This window comes from Streptomyces paludis (assembly GCF_003344965.1).
Lineage (GTDB): Bacteria > Actinomycetota > Actinomycetes > Streptomycetales > Streptomycetaceae > Streptomyces > Streptomyces paludis.
On the sequence record NZ_CP031194.1, the window covers coordinates 3,210,848 to 3,231,346 of the forward strand.

A 20,499-nucleotide genomic window follows, 5' to 3' on the forward strand; every position below is an offset into this window, starting at 1 on the left:
GGGCGGTAAGCGTCTCGACCATCGGCAACTGGAGAACCAAGGAAACAGCACAGAAAAAGGAGAACTGGGATTCCTTCATTCAACTCGTCCACTATCTGGAGGAGCATGCACAAAATCACCCAAAATTTCCCACACATAGATGGCTGGAGGCCGTCGTCGCCAGCTCTCAAGAGAGCAGAAAAAGAAAGACGGGACGCCCGCCGGCATCCGGCATCCGTCGCACCCATGTAGCCTCCGACATCGCGGCACCCGAATTCGTCGGCCGGGAAGCCGAGTTAGCCGAGCTGACATCGTTCGCTACCGCCCGCGGCGGCACCAGTCCCTCCTATGCCTGGTGGCAGGCAGGGCCGTGGGCAGGGAAGACCGCACTGCTGGCCTCGTTCGTCGTGGATCATCAGCCGGCCCATGTGGACATCGTCAGCTACTTCATTTCGCGCAGCCGAGGTACCAACACCAGGGACCTGTTCCTGGATTCTATGGCGGAGCAATTGGCAGCCGTCGCGGGGAAAAGACTCTCAGCGAGTTCGTCTCGCGATTACGCTCTGGTGTGGAAGCTTTACCGGGATGCCGCTCGGGCCAGTGACGCTCGCAAGCGCACTCTCCTCGTCGTCGTGGACGGGCTCGACGAGGACGAGGGCGCGGGAATGCCCGGCCGCAGTATCGCCGCGGTCCTTCCGAAAAATCCCCCACGCGGTATGCGCGTTCTGGTCACCGGCAGGTCAAACCCGGCCCTCTCGGCGGATGTTGACGCCGACCATCCTCTGCGGGACAGCAACCATGTCCGGGTGCTCGCCGTATCGTCCGAAGCGCTGATCATCCGGGACGCGGCCATGCAGGAGCTGTCGAGGCTGCTCGACGACCCTTTGGGCAGTGACCTTCTCGGCCTGTTGTCCGCGGCACGCGGCGGGCTCGGCCTCGACGACCTCGCCGAGCTGACCGGGGCGTCGCCCTACAAGGTCGAGAAGCTCGTACGCGGTGTGACCGGCCGCAGCATGGCGCCGCAGAGCGCCGGGCCGCCGACGTACGTACTGGCGCACGAAGGACTGCTTCAAGAGGCGCTGAAGGCGCTGGGCAAGTCCGAGGTCACCCGGTACGAGCAGCGCCTCCACGACTGGGCCGACGCGCATCACGTGATGGACTGGCCGGCGGACACCCCTTCGTATCTCCTCACCCACTACACCTGGCTCCTCCGCCACAACAGTGACACCACCCGTCTGACGAAGTACGTCCTCGCCCCGAAGCGTCAGTTACGCCTCGCCGCCGAGTCAGGCGCGGATCTGGCCCTTGCGGAACTACGGCTGCTGCTTGAGTCCGTCAGTCCCGAGGGCACAGAGGGCGCAGAGGGCTACTCGGGCGGCCAGGACCGCCCGGGTGGTACGGCCACGCCCAAGGCTCTCGCCGTCGCCGCGGCCGTCGCCGTATCCCGGGAGTTTCTGCTCAGCCACGCGCGGGCGGTGCCGCGCGATCTGCTCCGGGCATTCGCCCGTATCGGAGACACCGGAGACGTACGGCGGGCCAGGGCGCTCGCCCTGCTGGCCCCGCATCCGAGTGCGCGAGCGCTGAGGCTGAGCGATATCAGCCGCAATCTCGCGAACAAGGAAGAGGCTTTGGCGCTGGCGCGGGAGGCGGCCGTGTGGGCGTCAGAAGGCCGGTGGCACATCCCGCCTCTCCCGCCGGAGGACGAGGAGGCGGACGTGGACACGGCGCTTGCCGAGTCGGCCGGTGCGCTCCTCAGAGCGGGGGCTCATAACGAGGGGCTTGATCTGCTGCGTTCCGTCGAGGCCCGCAGCGCGGCATGTTTCACGGCGGTGGCCGCGGCGGCGGCCGATCTTCTCCAGATCGACGGACAGGAAGACGCCGCTGCGGCAGTCCTGGATGGTCTGAAAGAGCAGGCCGAGTTTCTCGCGAGTGACATGGTGGGCCATGGAGCGGTCGCCATCGAGGTGTGGGGCGCGCTGGTCAAGGTCGTCACTCCCAAGGAGGCGACCAAGATCTTCGACCGGATGGAGGAAGAGTGCCGCGAAGTATGGGCCTGCTCCCCTGAACTGACCGTCGTGGACACCCTGGCGCTGGCCGCCACCGCACTGGCCGGACGCAGACGCACCCACGCCCGGGACTTCGCCGACCTCACCGTAGAACGCCTCCTCGCCGCCTTCCGGGCCCCCGAGTCACTGAGTGCCGAAGACCACGCCCACATGGCCCTCGGGCTCGCCACAAGCCTGGCCCGCGTCGTACAGGCATTGATCGACACGGGCGACCGCAGGTCCGAGGCGGCAGAGCTGCTGGAGGCGGTTCCGGAGGACCTCCGCACCAGGTTCTCCGGATACGACGTCCGCGACGCGGCCCGTGCCGTACTCGGGGAGCGGCGGAGCGCGGACCCTGGTGACGCGTCGCTCGGTCCAGGCCCCGATCCAGGCCCCGATCCGGTCCTGGATGTCGAGAGGCTGATCATCGAGGCGCGCCACCTTTCGGAACACGGCAACGCCCCGGAAGCCCGGCAGCGCCTGGACGAGGTCCTGCGGCTGCTCGCCCTGCCGGGAAGCGGCACCGAGCCCGCGGTGCGGTGGCTGCCCGCGCTGGCCGGCGCTCTGGCGGGCAGCGGCAAGTACGCCGAGGCCGAACAGCTCGCCCCGTGGATGCCGGACGACAACGGGCGGGCCCGGCTCCACGCCGCCTCGTCGATGGCGTGCGCGGCATCGGTGGACCGTACGAAGGCGCTGGAGTTCGCCCGCAGGGCCGATCACACCACCCGGAACTCGGATACCCATCCCGCCACCCGCGCCGTCATCGCCCAGGCCCTGGCCCACGCCGGCGACGCCACCCGCGCCATGGAACTCGCCGAACAGATGGAGCCCACGGGCGGACTCCGCCGAGGGCAGGTACGGCAACAGACGCGGCATGCCCTCGTGGCCGTCTCGGCGGGTCTCGCCGCCTATGCCCCGGACGCCGCGAACCGTATCGTCGAGGACCGGTTGGCCAAGCTGGCCGCACACGCCGACCTGCCCGGGGCGCGGGCGCGCCGCCTGCCCGAACTGGCCGAACTGCTCCTCGGCGTAAAGGACATGGAGCAGCCCTGCTACGAACCACTGCGCACGGCCATCCGTACAACATGCGGGCGCGACGACGTTCATCCGGCGGAGCGGGAGTACGGAACCGTGGCCGTCCACGTGCTCCTGGGCCTCGCGGCGCGCGGTGCTCCTGCTCCGGATGTGCGCGCCGAAGTGAAGTGGCTGGAGGGAAAGGTGAGGAACAGCCCTCCGCATGTGGCACCGGCAGATCAACTGGCCGTTCTGTACGCGCTGATGGGCGACGTGGACGCGGCGCGGCGGACTGCCGCCCGCCCGCGGTCCACGGCACTCCGTGCGGCGGCCTACTCCGCTGTGGCCGGTCAACTGGCTGGAATCCGCGACTACTTGTCTACGTCGTGCGACTCGTCCAGTACCGAACCGGCCATCCATCGGCTCCGGGCACTGGCGCTGGCGTTGGTTCCGGCCGCCCCGAGGGATGCTGAGGCGGCCCGGGGTTTCGTCTGGCAGGCGCTGGCGGAGGACGGCTGGCACCACGCGCTCCCCTTGCTGGCGCAGCTGGCACCGGAGGCGGTGACGCGGGTGGGGGACATCACCCGCGTCCACTTGGGGTCGCACTCACCGCAATGAGTACGGTTGGCCGGCCCGGGGCACACCTCCCCGGCCGGACGCCGGCGCGGCTCAGCTTCGGAGGATCACCGTCCGCCCGTCGGAGCCGGCAGAACGGACGGAGCCGTCGGCCATGGGTGTCTCCGCCGTCCTGCCCCGGCGGAACTCCTGCGGGCTGATGCCCCGTTCGCGTTTAAAGCCGTGCTCAGTGCGAACGGCGTGGAGTGGCAGCGATGGGAGCGGAGACTGGGGCAGGGGCAGGGGCGGAGACAGGGCCGGGGCTGTTGTTGTTCTGCGTGTGAGTGCTCATGTGGCCATTGAAGTCTCCACGCGGCAGCCACCGAATAGCCTCACGGCTCACTTTCATACGCGACCGTCTCGGTCCGGTGCTGTCAGGGCAACGACCCACGGCTCACCCGGCAAACGGTCAGTCCCGTGGATCGTTCCTCCCGCCGCCGCGCAGCGAGGAGAGCACCAGCCGGCCGTATCGGGTGGCGAGCGCGGCGGCCGTGACGACGACCGAGCAGCCGAGGCCGACGAGGAGATGTGCCACCGAGTCGTCGCCCAGCACCTGGAGGATGCCGAGCGCCGTGCCGAGCGGAAGGCCAAGGATGGTGAGGACGCCGAGCGCGCCGCTGATCTGCTGGCTCTCCTGGGTCTGGACGAGCCGGCTGTTGTCCGCCGCCTCCGCCAGGATCTCGGCGAAGCGGGCGGGCAGCCGGTGCTGGGCCTGGAAGGCGAGGAGCAGTTCGTTGGCGGGGCCGTGCGCGGTCAGGTGCTGGCGCCAGTACGTGCTGCGGAAGTACGCGATGTTCCGTTCCAGCGCGGCCACTCTCCGGGCCAGCCGCGTTCCGTCGAACACCGCGGACAGCTCATCGGTGAGTTCGTCGATGTGGTCGCGCTGGAGGGAGCCGAGGAGCAGGGCGTCGAGGTAGACCGTACGGGCGTGCAGCGCGGCGAAGTCGTAGAAGTCGCCGTCTCCGGTGTCGGCGCGATGCCCGAGGAAGGCGGCGCCGTGGCGCAGCACCAGCGCGCTCCAGTCCGCGGAGATCCGTACGGCATCGCGGAACTGATCCGCCGCGATCTCGGGTGCGAGCGGGAAATCCGCCGTGGTCGACCGCGAGGCCAGCTGCCACAGCCACCCATCGGCGGAGGGAGGCAGTCCGACCGTGGGATGGGACCGGAGAGCGGGCGTGTGGCGGGCCTCCGGTGTCAGGAAGGCCACGGTGTACGGGCGGGCAAGGGCGAACGTGCCGGTGCCGTTCCTGACTTCGGCGATACCGCTGAGCAGCCGTTCCGGGTCCAGGGGGCCCGCGAGGGGATCGGTATCGGCTCCGGGGCGGTGCGCTATGGCCCGGAGCAGCGGCAGCAGCGGCCTCGCCACGGTGAAGTGCAGAACGACGAGGGCGTGGTCCCGGTGCCGGGCGGTGGCGGTACGCAGCAACTCCATGCCGTGGAGCCGCAGTCCGTCGTGGTCGACCGCCATCGGCCGGTACCAGCGACGGGGGCGCTCGGGCGAGCCGTACAGCACGCGGGCCGAAGCCGGGGCGAAGTAGGTCGCGCGCGTCGCCGCGTCGGTCCGTCTGCTGCCCAGCTCGAAGGGGAAGGGGCCCTCCGCCCAGTCCGCGGTCCAGTCCGGGGTACGCGTCAGCCGTGCCGGCAGTACGACGGTGACGGCCTGGCGCGCTCCCGTGACATTCCGCTGGTCCACAGTCCCCCCGCGCGCGTCCGGCTGCCCGTCTCCTCGGCCGTCTCCTCGGCCGTCTCCTCGGCCGTCTCCTCGGCCGTCTCCTCGGCCGTCAGCAGGCTACCCGCCGCAAGCCTTCCGCGACATGGCGTGACGCCGCCTTGACGCATGGCGGCTCGTACTTGATTGCGATGCTTGAATGGACCGTCGTTCCTGGTCCGGCAAGGAGATGCACTGTGCCCCTGGTATCTGTCGTGATGCCCGTGTACAACTCGGCGGCCACCCTCGGCGCGGCCGTTCGGTCGGTGCTCACACAGACCCACGGTGACCTGGAGCTGCTGGTCACCGACGATCAGTCCACCGACGGCTCCATGGACCTGCTCCGCGAGTTCGCCGAGCAGGACAAGCGCGTCCTGCCGGAGACCGCACCCGAACAGGGCGGCGCGGGGCGGGCCCGTAATCTCGCGATGGAGCGGGCCCGCGGGGACTACATCGCCTTTCTCGACAGCGACGACATGTGGCTTCCGGAGAAGACCGAGAAGCAGCTCGCCTTCGCGGCGGAGGGCACCGCGCCGCTGACGTTCACCTCGTACTTCAAGATGGACGCCGACTACGACGGCGAAAGCACCGACTGGGTCCCGAACGGGCGGGTGATCCGTGCGCGGGCGCATGTGGACTACCGCGCGATGCTGGTCCAGGACCACATCGGCGCGCTCACCGCCATGTACGACCGCAAGGTCCTGGGTACGAGGCTGATGCCGGAGATGCGCAAGCGCCAGGACTACGCGCTCTGGCTGTCGATCATGCGGGACGGCGCCGACGCCCGGGGCCTGGCCGAGCCGCTCGCGGTGTACCGGGCCCATCAGGCGGGATCCCTGTCCTCCAACAAGCTGTCGCTCGTGCAGTACAACTGGGCCCTGTACCGCGAGCACGAGCATCTGTCGGTCCCGCGCGCGACACGGGCGCTGGCCGGCGCGGTGTGGCAGTCGGTGCGCAACTCGCGCGTCTAGCGCCGTAATCGGGACGGTCCACCGTGATCGGACGGCGTACGCGGCGTACGACGGAGCGCGGCTCGCGGGACGAGCGCACGCGCAACGGCTGGTATTACTGGGTCATGCAGGAAGAGACGGCACGCTCCGCGATCGACACGTTCATCTCCGCGTTCAACGCCTCGGACGACAGCTATGTGACTGCCCTGCTCTCCCAGGCCCTGACCTCGGACGTGGTCTTCTGGGGGCCGTTGGGCCGCAGCGAGGGAATCGCGGCGGTCGAGCGGTTCGTACTGGACATCCGGCGCCACCCGGCGGGGACCGGCACGATGGTGCGCTGCTCAGGGGTGGACATGCCTGACGAGTGGGCCCGCTACCAGTGGGTCTTCACCACACCGGACGGAGGCCCCCGCCTGGCGGGAACGGACGTCGTCCATCTGCGGCGGAGCCTCATCGACCAGGTGATCGTCTTCGCGGGGGAGATCAAACCGTCCACCTCCTGAGCCGCCCTTCTGCCGCTAGGAACAACGTGGCGAGCGCGCGTGCTGGGCGGCGAGGCGCGCTCCGCTCAGGCGGCCCAGTTGCGGGGCGTGTGGACGAGGGTGGCCCAGGTCCACGTACCGGCCCTTGAGCCTTGCGCCTGTGCCTGCGCCTGTGCCTGCGCGGCGCTGAATCCCCAGGTGCCTCGGTACGCCGACACCAGGTCGGGGGTGTGCGCGAGGGCGGCGCGGCGGCGCTCGTCGCAGGCGGCGGCGAGGCGGGGTTGCGGGTGCGGCGGGTGGGGGTCGTGGACGGTGACGCGCAGCGTGCCGGCGCGGTAGCGGAGGCCGAGGTGGATGTCCTGGCCGTCCTCGGAGAACTGACAGGCACAGGCGACCAGTTCGCGCACCAGTACAAGCGCGGGATCGATCAGCCGGTCCACGTCGTGCACGTCGAGAACCAGCTCCGCGACCTCCCGCGCGACGATCGGCCCGGCCATCCCGGCGGGCAGGGTGAGGTGGTACGTGAGGTTCCCGGGCGCCGGGTCCGCGAGGCCGGGAAGCCCCGGAAGCCCCGGCGCGTAGGGCGGGCACGGCGCGAAGACCGGGGCGGTCGGGGGCGCCGGCGGGGTGGGGCCGCCGGGGGTGGGGCCCTCCTGAGGCAGGTCGTTTGTCGCCGATACGGGTGTGGTTCCGCTTTCAGGCATGACAACTCCGCTCGCTGATGCGTTGGTTGTTGTGTGGTGCGTGTGCGTGTGCGACGCAGGCTCGCGCGATGCGCGTCCGCCTCGCTTTGCGTGAGCGCCGCATCACTGAAGGTAGGGCACGTGGGGCGCCAAATGCCACCCCTCGCTGTAATTTGGTGCCCCATTAGACCTATAGGGTGACGCTCGGCACACTGATGCCGACCGAGAGGAAGGATCTCCATGGCCGCACGGACAGCACCAACTCAGCGTCAGAAGAGGCTTGGCGCAGAGGTCCGCAAGTTGCGCACCGGCGCGGGCATGTCGATCGAGTTCGCCGCCGGACTGCTCGGCGTCGATCGCAGCAAGATCTCGCACATCGAGTCGGGTATCAGACACATCAGCACCGACCGGCTCCGGACCCTGGCGACGAACTGCGAGTGCACGGACGAGGAGTACGTAGCCGCGCTGCTCGAACTCTCCGCATTGCCGCGGCGGAACTGGTGGGACGAGTACCGAGGACGGCTGTCGCCGGGAATGCTGGACATCGCGGAACTGGAGTGGCATGCGGTACGCGTACAGAACATGCAGTCCATCCATGTGCCCGGTCTGCTCCAGACCGAGGATTACGCCCGCAGCATCATGATGGCCGCACTCCCCGCGCTCTCACGCCTCGAAGTCGAACTTCGCGTCGCCCACCGCATGGAACGGCAACAGGTGCTGAGCCGGGAACAGCCGGTCCAGTTCGTGGGTTACATCCACGAAGCTGCGCTACGCATGCGCTTCGGCGGTGACGAAGTAACCCGAAGTCAACTGAACTCGCTGATCACAGCGTCGGAGAAGGACAACGTGACTATCCGCGTGGTGCCGGTCGCACTCGGCAGCTTCCCCGGCGCGGGGCAGTCCCTGCTCTACGCCGAGGCAACCGTGCCGCAACTCGACACCGCGCAGATGGATTCGGCACACGGACCGGACTTCCTGCACACCGAGCCACATCTCACCAAGTACCGAGCCCACTTGGGGTGGATGGACAAGGAGTGCTTGTCAGTAGGCGCGTCGCGCGACTTCATCCACACCCTTGTCCGGGAGCTATGAGGAGAACGCCATGACTGAGATCACCTGGGAAGAACCGTTCTGCGCCGAGGGCAACAGCTGCTTCCGTATAGGCACAGACGCCGATGGCAACGCCTTTATCGCCATCGCGGGCCAGGAGGACACCTACCTCACCGACACCCGCGAGGCCCTCAGCACCCTCATCCGCGACATCAAGGCCGGCAAAGCCGACCATCTGTTGTAGCCGTTCAACAAAGGCGTCCGGGGGGTACGGAACAACTCACCCCACCCGGGCGCCATCACAAGCGCCCGGCGGCAGGCCCGCGAGGTCAGAGAGCCGCCGCACGGACGAGCATCGTACCCACGGACTTGCCCTCCGGCGGGTCGATCACGGCCACGCGGCACCGAAGATCGAGAGCACGACATCGAATACCTCGTCGTTCCGGATAGGGCGTGCCCATCGCGGCGACGTTCAGGGCGTCTCTCAAACCTCAGCCAGGACGAGCTTCACGCGGCCTGTCAGTGGGGTGTGCTAGGCATGGCGGCATGTACCCCCCACCTCTCCCACCCCTGCTGCCCCAGGTGGACCTCACGGACTTCCAGTGGCAACTGCTCTCGTACGTGGCGTCCGCCTCCGTGCCCGTACCCGACCCCGACCGCGGGGGAAGCGCCGCGGATGCCGTGGCCGGGGTCGGGCTCGATCCCGAGCAGGTGCGCGCCGATCTCCCGACCCTGGTCTGGCTGAAGCTCGTTGCCAGGAAGGAGGGGACGCTGATGGTCACCGATCTGGGCGCGGCCGTCGCGTTCCGGGCTCTGTACGAGTCGGCGGAGGAACGCCTCGGTGAGATCGCGCGGCTCGCGGCGGCGCATGAGGAGGAGGCTCCCCGGCTGGCGCGCGGCGTTCGCCGGCTGGCTCAGGGAGCCTTATGAGCCTCAGGTGACGTCCTCCTCCGCGAAGAGGGCGCCATCGGGACGCTGCCGCGGCTTGCGGCTCGCGGCGGTGACCGGCAGCACTCCGGCGGCGGTCAGGTCGGCGTGGGTGAGCACGGGGGCGGCGAGTACCGCGGTCAACAGGTCGTTCTGGGGCGGGGCCAGGTCGGTGAGACGGCGGAGCACCGAGAGCAGTTCGATCAGCTCCCTCGTCCATTCTCCCGGCCAGGACTCGACGTGGATCTTGTCAAGCGGACTGGTCTTCTTGCTGCTGGGGTGCGCCTTGCGGTAGCCGAACCACTTGTTGACGATCCGCATGCCGCCGACGTCGTACTCCCATACGGCTTCGGGCACGGGCGCGAATGTTCCCTCGCCGACGTACAGCGTCTGTGCCGTCGAGTTGTACCGCAGCGCGTCCGGGACAGCCGTACCGATGGGGGTGAGATAGCGGACCTGCCGCTCGTCCCCCACCGGAAAATCGACGCGGGCGGCGGGCCGTCCGGCGTCCTGGTCGGCGCACCGCTCCCCGTAGGTCGAGGCCCACAGCACCTCGCGGCCGAGGGCGACCGCCCGGTCCCACAGCGCCGGATCGCGAGTCAGGGGCAGGCGTACGCCCGGCGTGAGCAGCTCCTCGGCGAAGCGCTCGGTGAAGGCGCTGTGTCCCGCGACGGCGACGGTGTACGCGGCCAGTTCGGGCGCGGTGACGCGTTCCGCGCCCAACGCGCGGGCCAGCTGGGACAGCAGCCCGGCGGGGGTGTTGGGGGAGCCGTCGGGGTGCAGTACGGGCATGATCCGGCCGCCACGCCCGTTGAAGTGGTCGGTTTCGGGAAGGAGATGGGTCGCCACCACGGCGGGCCCCGAGCAGATCGCGTGTGACGACTGCTGGTTGAGGAAGAGCTGCCCGTCCTGTGCCGACCTCCACAGGTCGGCGCGCGGTCGATCGAGCACCCGGTTGTCCGCGACCAGCCACTGGCGGTCGAAGCTGCGCAGCGCCGTACGGACGAGTTCGGGGCGCACGGAGGTCTCATGGCCGATCGGGCGCGCATGGGCCTTCCGGCCCGGTAGCGGTTCCTTCCTGCTGTCGAGTGTGCGGCCGTCGGTCTCCTTGAACAGGACTCCCTTGCGCTCCGGGTCGCTCTCCCGTACCAGCGTCGTCCAGCGCCTCCGGAGCGTCTCGTCGGAGGGCGAAGTGACCCAGGCACGGTTCGACGTCATGCCAAGACTGCTCCAGGGGAAAAGCTCGTCCAGCGCCGGGAAGTCCTCCCAGCCGGACTCGGTCAGCGGGGTGAACGGGCGCGCCTCCTGGGTGTGGGTCTCCCGCCAGCCCCCGTCGTCCAGTCCGATATCACGCAACTGCCGGAACTTCTCGGCGCGTTTGCCGGCGACCGAACGGTAGTGGACGCGTGCGTGGTGTCCCTCCGTCCGGACCACGCCCGCCCTGCGGACGAAGACGCAGATAGCGAGCGGCTGGGCGACGCCGGGGAAGATACGGGTGGCGACCTCCGACCGCTGTCCCTCGGGCGAGAGGTTGATGATCCAGCCCTCGTCGCACGTACGCCGCAGATACGCGCGCATGCCCCGGCCGCCCGGGCCGGTGGCCCACCCGGAGGGGGTGATGAGGCAGACCACACCGTGCCGGCCGTCCTCGTGGGCGTCGAAGACCTTCCAGGTGGTCCAGCGCCAGAAATACACGTACATGTTCTTGAGGAAGTGCTCGTACCGCCCGTTGCCCGGATACCGGAAGGCATGAAGCAGGGGAATGTCCGGGCCACCACTGCCCTTCTCCACCCAGCCGCCGCGGTTCTCCGCCTTGTGGTCGTAGGGAGGATTCGTGATGGCGGCTGTGACCTCGATGTTCGCCTTCAGTCTGTTGGCGCGCCGCCGGGAGTCGGACAGCGGACCGGAGGTGGACGGGAGGTACTCGTCCTCCACGAAGGGGTTGTCGAGGGTGTCGGTGACGAAGAGGTTGAGACCGTTGTCGGGCAAGGGCGAGTCGTAGCGCTTGAGGAGTTCCGACGTCCGTAACTCGGCGACCGCGTAAGGGCCCATCTGCAATTCGAAGCCGGAGAGGCGCGAGGCGAGCCGGGAGATGGCGTCCGGCGCCATGGCCGGTCCGTAACGCTCCTCGGCCTGTGCCGCCACCCGCTCGATGATCGTGTGGAGAAAGGTCCCGGTGCCCATGGCGGGATCCACGATCCGTACCTCATCCGAGCCGAAGCCGTCGGGCCGGCCCAGTCGGGTGCGGAGCACGTCCTCGGTGAGGCGGACCATCTCCTCCACGATCTCGTGCGGGGTGTAGTACGAGCCGCTGCTCTGCCTCAACTCGGAGTCGTACACGGTCAGGAAGTGCTCGTAGAGGTGGAGGTAGGCGTCGCGGTTCCCCGCTCGGATCGCCTCCCAGTCCACCTGGGCGATCGTGCCGCGGAGGAGTTCGAGCGTGACGGTGAAGCGTTCGTTGACATGGCCGGTGAGCAGTTGCAGCGCCCGGCCCATCAGCGCGTGATCGGCGTCCAGGCGGCGGCCGACCTCGTGGAGGCCCGTGTCCTCGGTCAACAGCCCGTCGGAGCGGGCCAGCAGCAGCGCGAAGGTGACCGCCTGCGCGTAGCCGTCCGCGAACGTGGCGTTGTCGGCGGACGGGAAGAGCAGCTTGCGCCAGTCGTTCTTCAGTCCGGTGAACGGCCTGGCGCGGATGTCGTCGTCCGGAGCGGCCGAGCCGGCTTCGGCGGCCAGCTGTTCCAGGACGGCGGAGCGCAGGAGGCGGCAGAGCGGTGCGACATGCTGGACAAGACGGGGTACCCGGGTGATGGGCTCGGGCTTCCACAGGAGAAACGTCTTCAACAGGGCGTCGAACGATGCCGGGTCCGCGGGGGCGAGCTTGGTCCCGGCGCTCTTCAGCGTCCCGGTGAACCGGACGGTCTCGCCCAGCTGACGGCCGTCCCGGAAGATCCGCCACTCCGTACCGTTGGAGTAGAGCAGATTGGGCAGATTCCGCAGCTTTTCCCACTGCTCCCGGTTGGCCTTGCCGAACGTATCCGGATCGACGGGGAGACCGGGTCTCTTCAGTTCGATGTAACCGGTCAGGTCGCCGCCGACACGGACCGCGTAGTCGGGCCGCACCCCGAGTCCGGGGATACGGAACTCGTCGTGCCACATGACATCGGGCCGCTGGTGGTGCTCACCCACCGCCTGGAGCAACACTTCGAGGGGACCGCGGATGGACGCTTCGTCGCCACCGCCCCCGGACAGTTTGAGTTTGGACATACGCCCGAACTCCGCCACGGCGTCGAGCAGCCAGCCGTACATCCCCCCTGGCATCTACCCCCCACAGATCGGTTCGTACGGATCGTGCCGGATCCCCGAACTTAACTGCACAGCGTCAACAAGGAAAGACACAGTGCTACCGGGCCGCCAGTAGGGTATGGGCGGCCCGGGGTGGCCCGCCCGGTATGGAGCGGACCGCCCCCTACCGCCCCCTATGCAGGTGACCACCGCCGCGGAGCCTCGCGGTCATTCCTCGCATGGGCGGCCATGGGGCAGGGGAGGCTGGATACGATGCTCGGTGGCGCGATGCGTTGGCACGGTGGTTTGACGCGGGGCGCCGGCCGATTACCGGGGAAGACGAAAGGGAAGCGCGCAGATGCCGACCGAGACATTCGAGTTCCAGGTGGAAGCTCGCCAGCTTTTGCAGATGATGATCCATTCGATCTATTCGAACAAGGATGTCTTTCTGCGGGAGCTTATCTCCAATGCCTCCGACGCACTGGACAAACTCCGGTTGGAAGTTCTGCGGGACGACGGGCTCAAGGAAGATGTGTCGGACCTCCATATCGGTATCGAGGTCGACAAGAAGGAGCGCACACTGACCGTGCGCGACAACGGCATCGGTATGTCGCATGCCGAGGTTGTGCAGCTCATCGGGACGATCGCGAATTCCGGTACCGCAAAATTCCTCAAGGAGCTGAAGGAGAGCCGGGAAAGCCGCGAGGGCCAGGAAGCGGGGACTGTTTCCGAGGAGTTGATCGGGCAGTTCGGGGTGGGGTTCTACGCGAGCTTCATGGTGGCCGACGAGGTGACGTTGCTGACCCGGCGTGCCGGGGAGAGTACGGGGACGCGCTGGGAGTCGAGCGGGGAGGGGACGTACACCGTCGAGTCGGTGGACGACGCGCCGCAGGGGACGTCCGTGACGCTGCGGCTGAAGCCCGAGGACACCGAGGACCAGCTCTTCGACTACACGTCCGGCTGGAAGATCCGGGAAATCGTCAAGCGGTACTCGGACTTCATCACCTGGCCCATCCGGATGGCCGCCGAATCGACCGTCTCGGCCGACGAAGAGAGCGTCGACGGGACTCCGCGTGAACCCGAGACCGTCAATTCGATGAAGGCCCTGTGGGCGCGGTCCCGGAGCGAGGTGACCGATGAAGAGTACAACGAGCTGTACAAGCACATCAGTCACGACTGGACCGATCCGCTGGAAACCGTCCGCATGCAGGCGGAAGGCACCTTCGAATACCAGGCGCTGCTCTTCATTCCGTCCCACGCCCCGCAGGACCTGTTCATGCAGGGACACAAGCGCGGTGTGCAGCTGTACGTGAAGCGCGTGTTCATCATGGACGACTGCGAAGCGCTCATGCCGGAATACCTGCGCTTCGTCAAGGGTGTGGTGGACGCCCAGGACCTGTCGCTGAATGTGTCGCGGGAGATCCTCCAGCAGGACCGTCAGATCCAGTTGATGCACCGGCGGCTGGTGAAGAAGGTGCTGTCCACGGTGAAGGACATGATGTCCGCGCACCCGGACCGCTACGCGACGTTCTGGCGGGAGTTCGGCCGGGTCGTCAAGGAAGGGCTGCTCAGCGACTACGAGAACCGCGACGCGATCCTCGGTGTCTCGTCGTTCGCCACCACCCAGGACACGGAGAAGCCGACCACCCTGCGCGCCTATGTGGAGCGTATGAAGGAAGGCCAGCAGCACATCTTCTACATGACCGGCGAGTCGCGCTCGGCCATCGAGAGTTCGCCGCACATGGAGGCGTTCAAGGCCAAGGGCTTCGAAGTGCTGTTGCTGACCGACCCGGTGGACGAGGTCTGGGTGCAGTCCGTCCCCGAGTTCGAGGGGAAGCAGCTCCAGTCGATCGCCAAGGGCGAGGTCGACCTCGACACCGACGAGGAGAAGAAGGAGGTCGAGGCCGAGCGCGAGAAGCGGCAGCAGGAGTACGCCGGCCTGCTGACCTGGCTGACGGCCCAACTGAGCGAGCAGGTCAAGGAGGTACGGCTGTCGTCCCGGCTCACCGTGTCGCCCGCCTGCATCGTCGGGGACACGCACGATGTGACCCCCGCCCTGGAGAACATGTACCGCGCGATGGGCCAGGAGATCCCGCAGGTCAAGCGGATCCTTGAACTCAACCCCACCCACGGGCTGGTCAGCGGGCTGCGCAAGGCGCATGCCGCGCAGGCGGAGGACTCGGACAGTGGTTCCGGGCTCGACGAGGCCGCCGAGCTGCTCTACGGGATGGCCCTCCTCGCGGACGGCGGCGAGCTGAGCGACCCGGCGCGCTTTATCCGGCTCATGGCGGACCGGCTGGAGCGCACGCTCTGACGACACGCACACCCGAAGGTGCCTTCCGCCCGGGAGGCACCTTCGTGTCGTTCTGGCGACGCTCCGACGTGACAGTGATCGGCCGCAAAAGCACGGGACGTTGCGCTCTTCGCACTACGTCACGCGTCATAACAAGCCGAAATCCCAGGAACCGGCGTGCCTGTCCGTCTTCACGGTGATGCTTCCGCCACCCGACGGAAGGATTGTCATGCCCTCAGCCAAGCTGCACCCGCACCCGCACCCAGCGCGAAGACGCGCATGGGGCCTGACCCTGCTCATCGCCGCCGCGCTGCTGTTCACGGGCGGCCCCCTGCCCGCCGTCGCCGCTCCGCAGGCGGGCCCGACCGATCTGACCGTCGAGGAGCTGCGCCTGACCCAGGCGGTGCCGCAGGACATACTGCGGCGCAGCGGGTACGGGGATGCGGGGCCGGCCCTCGACACGGCCCTCCGGCAGACGCAGTCGGTGGCGGCGGCCGAGGCGGTCGTCGCCCAGCACGGTCTTCAGCTGTGGAAGCGTGCCGTGAATCAGGCACGGGGGCTGACCCCGGTGGTCGGGGACCTGAGCAAGGAGGACGACCGCCCGCTGTACTGGGCGCGGCTCGCCATGTCCAAGGTCCTGCGTCAGTGGCAGCCGGTTTTCGGTCTCTCCGACGCCTCCAGGACGGCGCTGCTCGACAAGCTGGAGATCTCCTCACGAGGCCAGGACTCCGTGTCCTGGGAGCCTCTTCCCCCGGACCAGCCCTGGAAGTTGAACAAGATCGTGCTGACCGGGTTCGACCCGTTCGGTCTGAGCGGCGACATCCGCGCCAGCAATCCGTCCGGTGCGGCGGCACTGGCGCTGGACGGTGAACTTGTACTCAGCGACAACGGCCGTTTCTTCCGTATCGAGACCATCATGCTCCCCGTCCGCTGGAAGGACTTCACCGAAGGCACCGTCGAACGCGCCCTGAGTGAGCCCATCGCGCGGGCCGACATGTTCTTCACGGTGAGCCAGGGCCGGCCCGGCCGATTCGACCTGGAGAACTACAACGGGGCCTGGCGGGGAGGAGCGCTGGACAACGAGAACGCGTCCAGCACGGGGCTCATCCCGGTGAGTGATCCCGCCACCCAGCCGCAGTGGACCGCGAGCACGCACTCCCACCCGTTCATCGTGTCGGTGAATTCCGGCCGGTTCCCCGTGTACAACAACACGCAGGTGACGGAGATCCCTGTCCTCTCTCCCCCCGGAACCGCCCCTGTCGTACGGCCCAACGGCCCCAGCAGTGTCTGGTCGACGGCCCGGGCGGGCAGTGGCGGGGACTTCCTGTCGAACGAGGTCGCCTACCGGGCCACTCTGCTCCGTGACCGGATGGGGAGGTCCGGCATGCCGGGAGGTCATGTGCACACACCGGTGCTGGAGTTCGGGTCCGGGGCGGTGACCGACGCCCAGCTGGTCCGTAACCGGCAGGACATCCTGGCCCAGCTCCACCGGATCATCAGGGTCGCCGGCGCCGCACCTCTCCCTTAAGGGCACCCTCCAGCCCCCTTCGGCCCCGTCTCTGGCACCCTCCAACCCTCTCTAACCCCCTCCGGCCCCTTCCGTCCCACCCACACCACCGAGCGTACGTGAGTCACTACAACGGGGTCACCATCCCCCTAGTCACACGCGGCCCCGCTCAACCATGGTGGAAGCGCGCACACAAAGGAAGAAACCGGGGGGGGAGGGCGGCATGGTGGCCATGCCGGCGGAGCGGCCTCAAGGTGTCAGAGACGTGGGGCGGCTGTTCAACGAGTGCCGTAGTCGTACGGGCGAGAGCCGTGAGCTTCCGATCATCACACTGCTCGGTCGGCGGGGCAGCGGCAAGACCACCACACTCCACTGGCTCGGCTATCTGGCCTCCAACAGGCCCAACGCCCTGTACGACTTCGCCTCGGCCGCCGCCAAACGGCCGCACGAGGTGGCGGCGCGGCTGGCGCTCGGGCTCTCGTACCGTTTCCCCCGGCAGCCCGCCGTGCTCTTTCCCCGGCTGGCGCTCGGGCTGCTCGTCATCCACACCACGATCGGCCTGGGCGGCGCCGACCCCGGGGCCGTACGGGCGGAGCTGAAGCGGGCGCTGCGGCAGGCCAAGGAGAGCACCGAGGCGTACGAGCGGCGCAACGGGGCCGTCGAGGCGTTCGGGGTGCTCCAGGACCTCAACCTCATTCCGCTGCCGGGCGCCAACCTCGCCCTGAAACTCGTCCAGTTCGGGCTGCCGAGGCTGCCCGTCACCGTCATGTGGCGCACCGGGCTGAGCTGGTACGCCGACGGCCCCAACCGGCCGGTCGACGCGCTGGTGCGCCTCAACGAGCTGGCGGGGAGCGAGGCGCCGCAGGACCGGGAAGAGGTCGACCGGGTGCTGTGCGGGGCGTTCGTGGAGGATCTGCGCGACCACTTCGTACGGCACCGGCGCGACAAGCAGTGTGTCGCGCTGCTCGACAACATCGATGTGCCCAGGGGCCGCGAGTTCCTGGATCTGCTGGTACGCGTCAGGGAGGCCAACACCGCGCTGGAGCGCGGCCACGACCCGCTGCTCGTCGTCGCGACGGCCGCCAACGCCCGTGCCGTACCCGGCCCCTACGCCCCGGATCTCCCGGCCGAGCTGCGTATCCGCGCGCCCGAGGAGGTCTCGTACCAGGACTGGCGGACAAGCATTCCGCGGCCCGCGTCGACCACGAAGTGGCACTGGTACCCGGTCCGGCTGCGCGATCTCACCGAGCCGGAGGTGACCACACTGACCGAGCGCAGGGCGAGCGCGCTCGTCCCCACCACACCGCTGATCCACCGGCTCTCGTACGGGCACCCCTGGAGCGCCCGCGTCATGCTCGACGCCGCGCACGCCATCGTCGTCGAGCGCGGCGGCGGGGCGGCGGAGCTGCGCCAGATCCTCGACTCGCCCGCGCCGGTGCCGGGGCCGCCGGAGGACCCGATGCCGCTGGACGCGGCGGCCCGGCGCTATCTGCTGCGCGATCTGTCCGAGGGGCAGCGGGCGGCGCTCCAGGTCTGTGCCGCCGCGCGCGCCTTCGACTCGGCGCTGGACGCGGGCGTGCTGGAGCAGTTCGACCAGCTCACCAAGGACACCCTGCGCCGGGACATCGACGCCAGGCTCTGGCTGGACCCGCCGGTCCCCGAGGACGCCGGCACGCGCGGCGGGCGCGGCAGCGGCTATCTGGAGTACTGCCGGGAGGAGGAGAGACCCGCCGTCGTCCTCCAGCCGTGGCTGCGGCTCGTACTGCTCCAGGCGCTCTCCCAGCAGCCGCCCGACGCCCCGTCCGGCTGGACCACCACCCATGAGGCGCTCCGGGGCTGGCACCGGAGCGAGCAGTGGCCGCGAAGACACGCCCTGGACGCCCGCTACCACGCCCTCGCCCTCAACGAGCTGGACCGTACCGTCGCGTATCTCGCCGAGCGGTTCCACGAACTCCCCACCACCGACCAGTGGCTCTACGAGCTGTACGCGATCACCGCCGCGCCGATGCGCGTCCCGGTGGCACCCAGCGGACCGGGGCTGCGCGGCCCCACGCCCTCCGACCGCGTACGGCAGCTGGCCGAGCGGCTGGCGCCCGCCTCCCTCGACGAACACTGGTCGCTGACCATGCTGGTCACGGCGTTGTGGCTGGCCGCCGATCCCCGTAACCGGGTCGCGCACTCCGCCCCCGAACTCAACTCCACCATCGCGGCGATGTTCCACCGGCTGGCCGCGCTGCCCCACAGCGGTGCGGCGGGTCTCCTCCGGGAGGCCGAGCGGTACGAGCCCCGGCCATGACCGGAGCGGACGCCCGAAGCGGACGCCCGATACCCCCCAGCAGGCGAGAGGAAGCAGCAGCGCCATGACCACGTCGCTCGCGGACGATCTGCCCGACGCCAATCCGCCCGTTCCGCGCTGGCGCTTCGCCGCCCTCGGAGCCGTCGTCCTTCTCCTCCTCGGCGGCGGTGCCTTCTGGCTCTTCCGGCCCGAATCCACCGACTGCGCCGAGGGGGTGCGGCGGGTCGAGGCCGGCAATGCCACGCGCTGTGTCGGACTGACCGACGGCTCCTACCCGTTCACCAAGGACCTGCGCACCGTCTTCCGGCTGGTCGAGAAGGAGAACCGGCAGGTCACCGAGGAGGCCGCGCAGCCCGGCGGCACACCGTACGTCAGTGTCGTCTATCTGATGGGCATGAGCCCCCGCCCCGGCGACAGCAAGAACACCGAGTCCGTACGGCATGAGCTGGAGGGCGCGTACACCGCCCAGTACGAGGCGAACCACCGCCGCGCACAGGGCCGTACGCCCCGAATCAGGCTGCTGCTCGGCGACACCGGGAGCCGGCCCGAGCAGCGCGCGTACACCCTGGAGCAGATCAGGGCGCGGCTGGACCGGGACCGGATCGTCGCGGTCGCCGGGGCCGGCACCAGCCTCGGCGGCACCCGCGAGATGGTCGCGCGGCTGAACAGCTGGGACATCGCGTCCTTCGGCTCCGTCCTCACCTCCGACGTGCTGGAGAAGTCCGCCGGTCTGGTACGGGTCGCCCCACCCAACGCGGACCAGGCGGCGGCCGCCGTGCGCTACCTGTCGCGGGAGGAGTACGCCGGGTCGAAGGTGCTCATCGTCAAGGACTCGAACAACGACGACCTCTATACGAAGACGCTCGCGGAGAAGTTCGGCGCCGGCTTCCCCGAGCCGCGGCTGGCGGCGCCGGAACCCATGCAGTACGACTCCTCGAAGACCCAGCTCGCGACGTACTTCAGCAACCAGATGCCCAATCTCTGTCTGGAGCGGCCCGATGTCGTCTACTTCGCGGGCCGGGGACGCGATCTGCCGGACTTCCTGGCGCCGCTCTCCGAGCGCCAGTGCAGCGGCTCGCCGCTGATGGTGCTCTCCGGGGACGACACCTCGCAGGTGTTGCAGGCGGACGGCTTCAACGAGGTCAAGCAGTCGCTGCGGAAGGGGAACATCCGGCTCGTCTTCACCGGTCTCGCCCATCCCGGGGCGTGGGACCTCGCCCCGCGGTTCTTCGACCCCAACGCGATAGGGCCGTTCCTCCCCGACGGCACCTTCAGGACCACCTTCCGCGACGACAAGCTCGACGACGGCCAGGCGATCATGGGGCACGACGCGGTCCGTACCGCCGTCAAGGCGATCAGGAAGGCCGTCCCGCTGGAGAACTCGGACCAGCGGATCGAGCGCAAGGACGTCATGCAGAATCTGTCCCTTCTGTACGACGCCAACGCCGTGGCCGGGGCGAGCGGGTGGATCTCCCTGAAGAACAACGGCAGTCCCCGGGACAAGGCCATCCCCCTCATCGAAATAGACGGCACGGGCAGCACGAAGACGATCGCTGTCGTCTCGGGCGGTGACGCAGGTACTCCGTACCTGCCGAAGTCCGCCGGGCCCGGTTGAGCGGACCGGGCTGAGCGGACCGGGCTGAGCGGACCGGGGCCGGTCTGATCTTC

13 protein-coding genes are annotated in these 20,499 nt (G+C 68.8%); 10 read left to right on the plus strand and 3 right to left on the minus strand.

Features of this window, described 5'->3' with window-relative positions:
- Positions 1-611: 611 nt before the first annotated feature.
- Positions 612-3,656 carry a hypothetical protein gene (locus tag DVK44_RS14125; protein ID WP_114659999.1) on the plus strand — a complete coding sequence of 1,015 codons (3,045 nt, stop codon included), beginning with the start codon at positions 612-614 and terminating at the stop codon, positions 3,654-3,656.
- 406 nt (positions 3,657-4,062) lie between these two features.
- Here DVK44_RS14125 and DVK44_RS14130 read toward each other — a convergent pair whose 3' ends face one another.
- Complete coding sequence (locus tag DVK44_RS14130) at positions 4,063-5,346, minus strand: hypothetical protein (protein ID WP_114660000.1); 1,284 nt, start codon at positions 5,344-5,346, stop codon at positions 4,063-4,065.
- 212 nt (positions 5,347-5,558) lie between these two features.
- On the opposite strand from DVK44_RS14130, the gene DVK44_RS14135 reads away from it, so the two are divergent.
- Positions 5,559-6,332, plus strand: coding sequence for a glycosyltransferase family 2 protein (locus DVK44_RS14135; protein ID WP_114660001.1), 774 nt, complete (start codon positions 5,559-5,561; stop codon positions 6,330-6,332).
- Positions 6,333-6,436: 104 nt separating this feature from the next.
- The gene (locus DVK44_RS14140; RefSeq protein WP_114665120.1) at positions 6,437-6,814 is read left to right on the plus strand and encodes a nuclear transport factor 2 family protein; all 378 of its coding nucleotides are present in this window, start codon (positions 6,437-6,439) and stop codon (positions 6,812-6,814) included.
- Between the two features lie 65 nt (positions 6,815-6,879).
- Here the strand turns inward: DVK44_RS14140 and DVK44_RS14145 are convergent, their stop codons facing one another.
- Entirely contained in the window at positions 6,880-7,497 is a 618-nt protein-coding gene (locus tag DVK44_RS14145) for an ATP-binding protein (protein WP_114660002.1), read from the minus strand.
- Positions 7,498-7,716: 219 nt separating this feature from the next.
- On the opposite strand from DVK44_RS14145, the gene DVK44_RS14150 reads away from it, so the two are divergent.
- The 3 genes from DVK44_RS14150 (at position 7,717) to DVK44_RS14160 (ending at position 9,456) form a co-directional block, all read left to right on the plus strand.
- A complete protein-coding gene (locus DVK44_RS14150) occupies positions 7,717-8,568 on the plus strand; it encodes a helix-turn-helix domain-containing protein (RefSeq protein ID WP_114660003.1) in 852 nt (283 codons plus the stop codon).
- A 10-nt stretch (positions 8,569-8,578) separates the two neighbouring features.
- Positions 8,579-8,770 carry a hypothetical protein gene (locus tag DVK44_RS14155; RefSeq protein WP_114660004.1) on the plus strand — a complete coding sequence of 64 codons (192 nt, stop codon included), beginning with the start codon at positions 8,579-8,581 and terminating at the stop codon, positions 8,768-8,770.
- A gap of 302 nt (positions 8,771-9,072) precedes the next feature.
- Positions 9,073-9,456 carry a hypothetical protein gene (locus DVK44_RS14160; RefSeq protein ID WP_228447138.1) on the plus strand — a complete coding sequence of 128 codons (384 nt, stop codon included), beginning with the start codon at positions 9,073-9,075 and terminating at the stop codon, positions 9,454-9,456.
- Between the two features lie 3 nt (positions 9,457-9,459).
- Here the strand turns inward: DVK44_RS14160 and DVK44_RS14165 are convergent, their stop codons facing one another.
- The gene (locus DVK44_RS14165) at positions 9,460-12,771 is read right to left on the minus strand and encodes a type ISP restriction/modification enzyme (protein ID WP_114660006.1); all 3,312 of its coding nucleotides are present in this window, start codon (positions 12,769-12,771) and stop codon (positions 9,460-9,462) included.
- 322 nt (positions 12,772-13,093) lie between these two features.
- On the opposite strand from DVK44_RS14165, the gene htpG reads away from it, so the two are divergent.
- The 4 genes from htpG to DVK44_RS14185 all read left to right on the plus strand — a co-directional run bounded on the left by htpG (position 13,094) and on the right by DVK44_RS14185 (position 20,446).
- A complete protein-coding gene (gene htpG, locus DVK44_RS14170) occupies positions 13,094-15,049 on the plus strand; it encodes a molecular chaperone HtpG (protein ID WP_114660007.1) in 1,956 nt (651 codons plus the stop codon).
- A gap of 208 nt (positions 15,050-15,257) precedes the next feature.
- Positions 15,258-16,556, plus strand: coding sequence for a pyroglutamyl peptidase (locus DVK44_RS14175; RefSeq protein ID WP_114660008.1), 1,299 nt, complete (start codon positions 15,258-15,260; stop codon positions 16,554-16,556).
- Between the two features lie 244 nt (positions 16,557-16,800).
- Positions 16,801-18,831 (plus strand): hypothetical protein, encoded by a 2,031-nt coding sequence (locus tag DVK44_RS36335; protein WP_162793824.1) that lies wholly within the window; start codon positions 16,801-16,803, stop codon positions 18,829-18,831.
- Positions 18,832-18,895: 64 nt separating this feature from the next.
- On the plus strand, positions 18,896-20,446 hold the full coding sequence (locus tag DVK44_RS14185) for an ABC transporter substrate-binding protein (RefSeq protein WP_114660009.1): 1,551 nt from the start codon (positions 18,896-18,898) through the stop codon (positions 20,444-20,446).
- The last annotated feature ends 53 nt before the right edge of the window (positions 20,447-20,499 follow it).

Coding starts and splice junctions, on each gene's coding strand:
- DVK44_RS14145 (WP_114660002.1), bottom strand. CDS start 7,497: ATGCCTGAAAGCGGAACCACACCCGTATCGGCGACAAACGACCTGCCT.
- DVK44_RS14155 (WP_114660004.1), top strand. CDS start 8,579: ATGACTGAGATCACCTGGGAAGAACCGTTCTGCGCCGAGGGCAACAGC.
- DVK44_RS14175 (WP_114660008.1), top strand. CDS start 15,258: ATGCCCTCAGCCAAGCTGCACCCGCACCCGCACCCAGCGCGAAGACGC.
- DVK44_RS14160 (WP_228447138.1), top strand. CDS start 9,073: ATGTACCCCCCACCTCTCCCACCCCTGCTGCCCCAGGTGGACCTCACG.
- DVK44_RS14185 (WP_114660009.1), top strand. CDS start 18,896: ATGACCACGTCGCTCGCGGACGATCTGCCCGACGCCAATCCGCCCGTT.
- DVK44_RS14140 (WP_114665120.1), top strand. CDS start 6,437: ATGCAGGAAGAGACGGCACGCTCCGCGATCGACACGTTCATCTCCGCG.
- DVK44_RS14165 (WP_114660006.1), bottom strand. CDS start 12,771: ATGCCAGGGGGGATGTACGGCTGGCTGCTCGACGCCGTGGCGGAGTTC.
- htpG (WP_114660007.1), top strand. CDS start 13,094: ATGCCGACCGAGACATTCGAGTTCCAGGTGGAAGCTCGCCAGCTTTTG.
- DVK44_RS14150 (WP_114660003.1), top strand. CDS start 7,717: ATGGCCGCACGGACAGCACCAACTCAGCGTCAGAAGAGGCTTGGCGCA.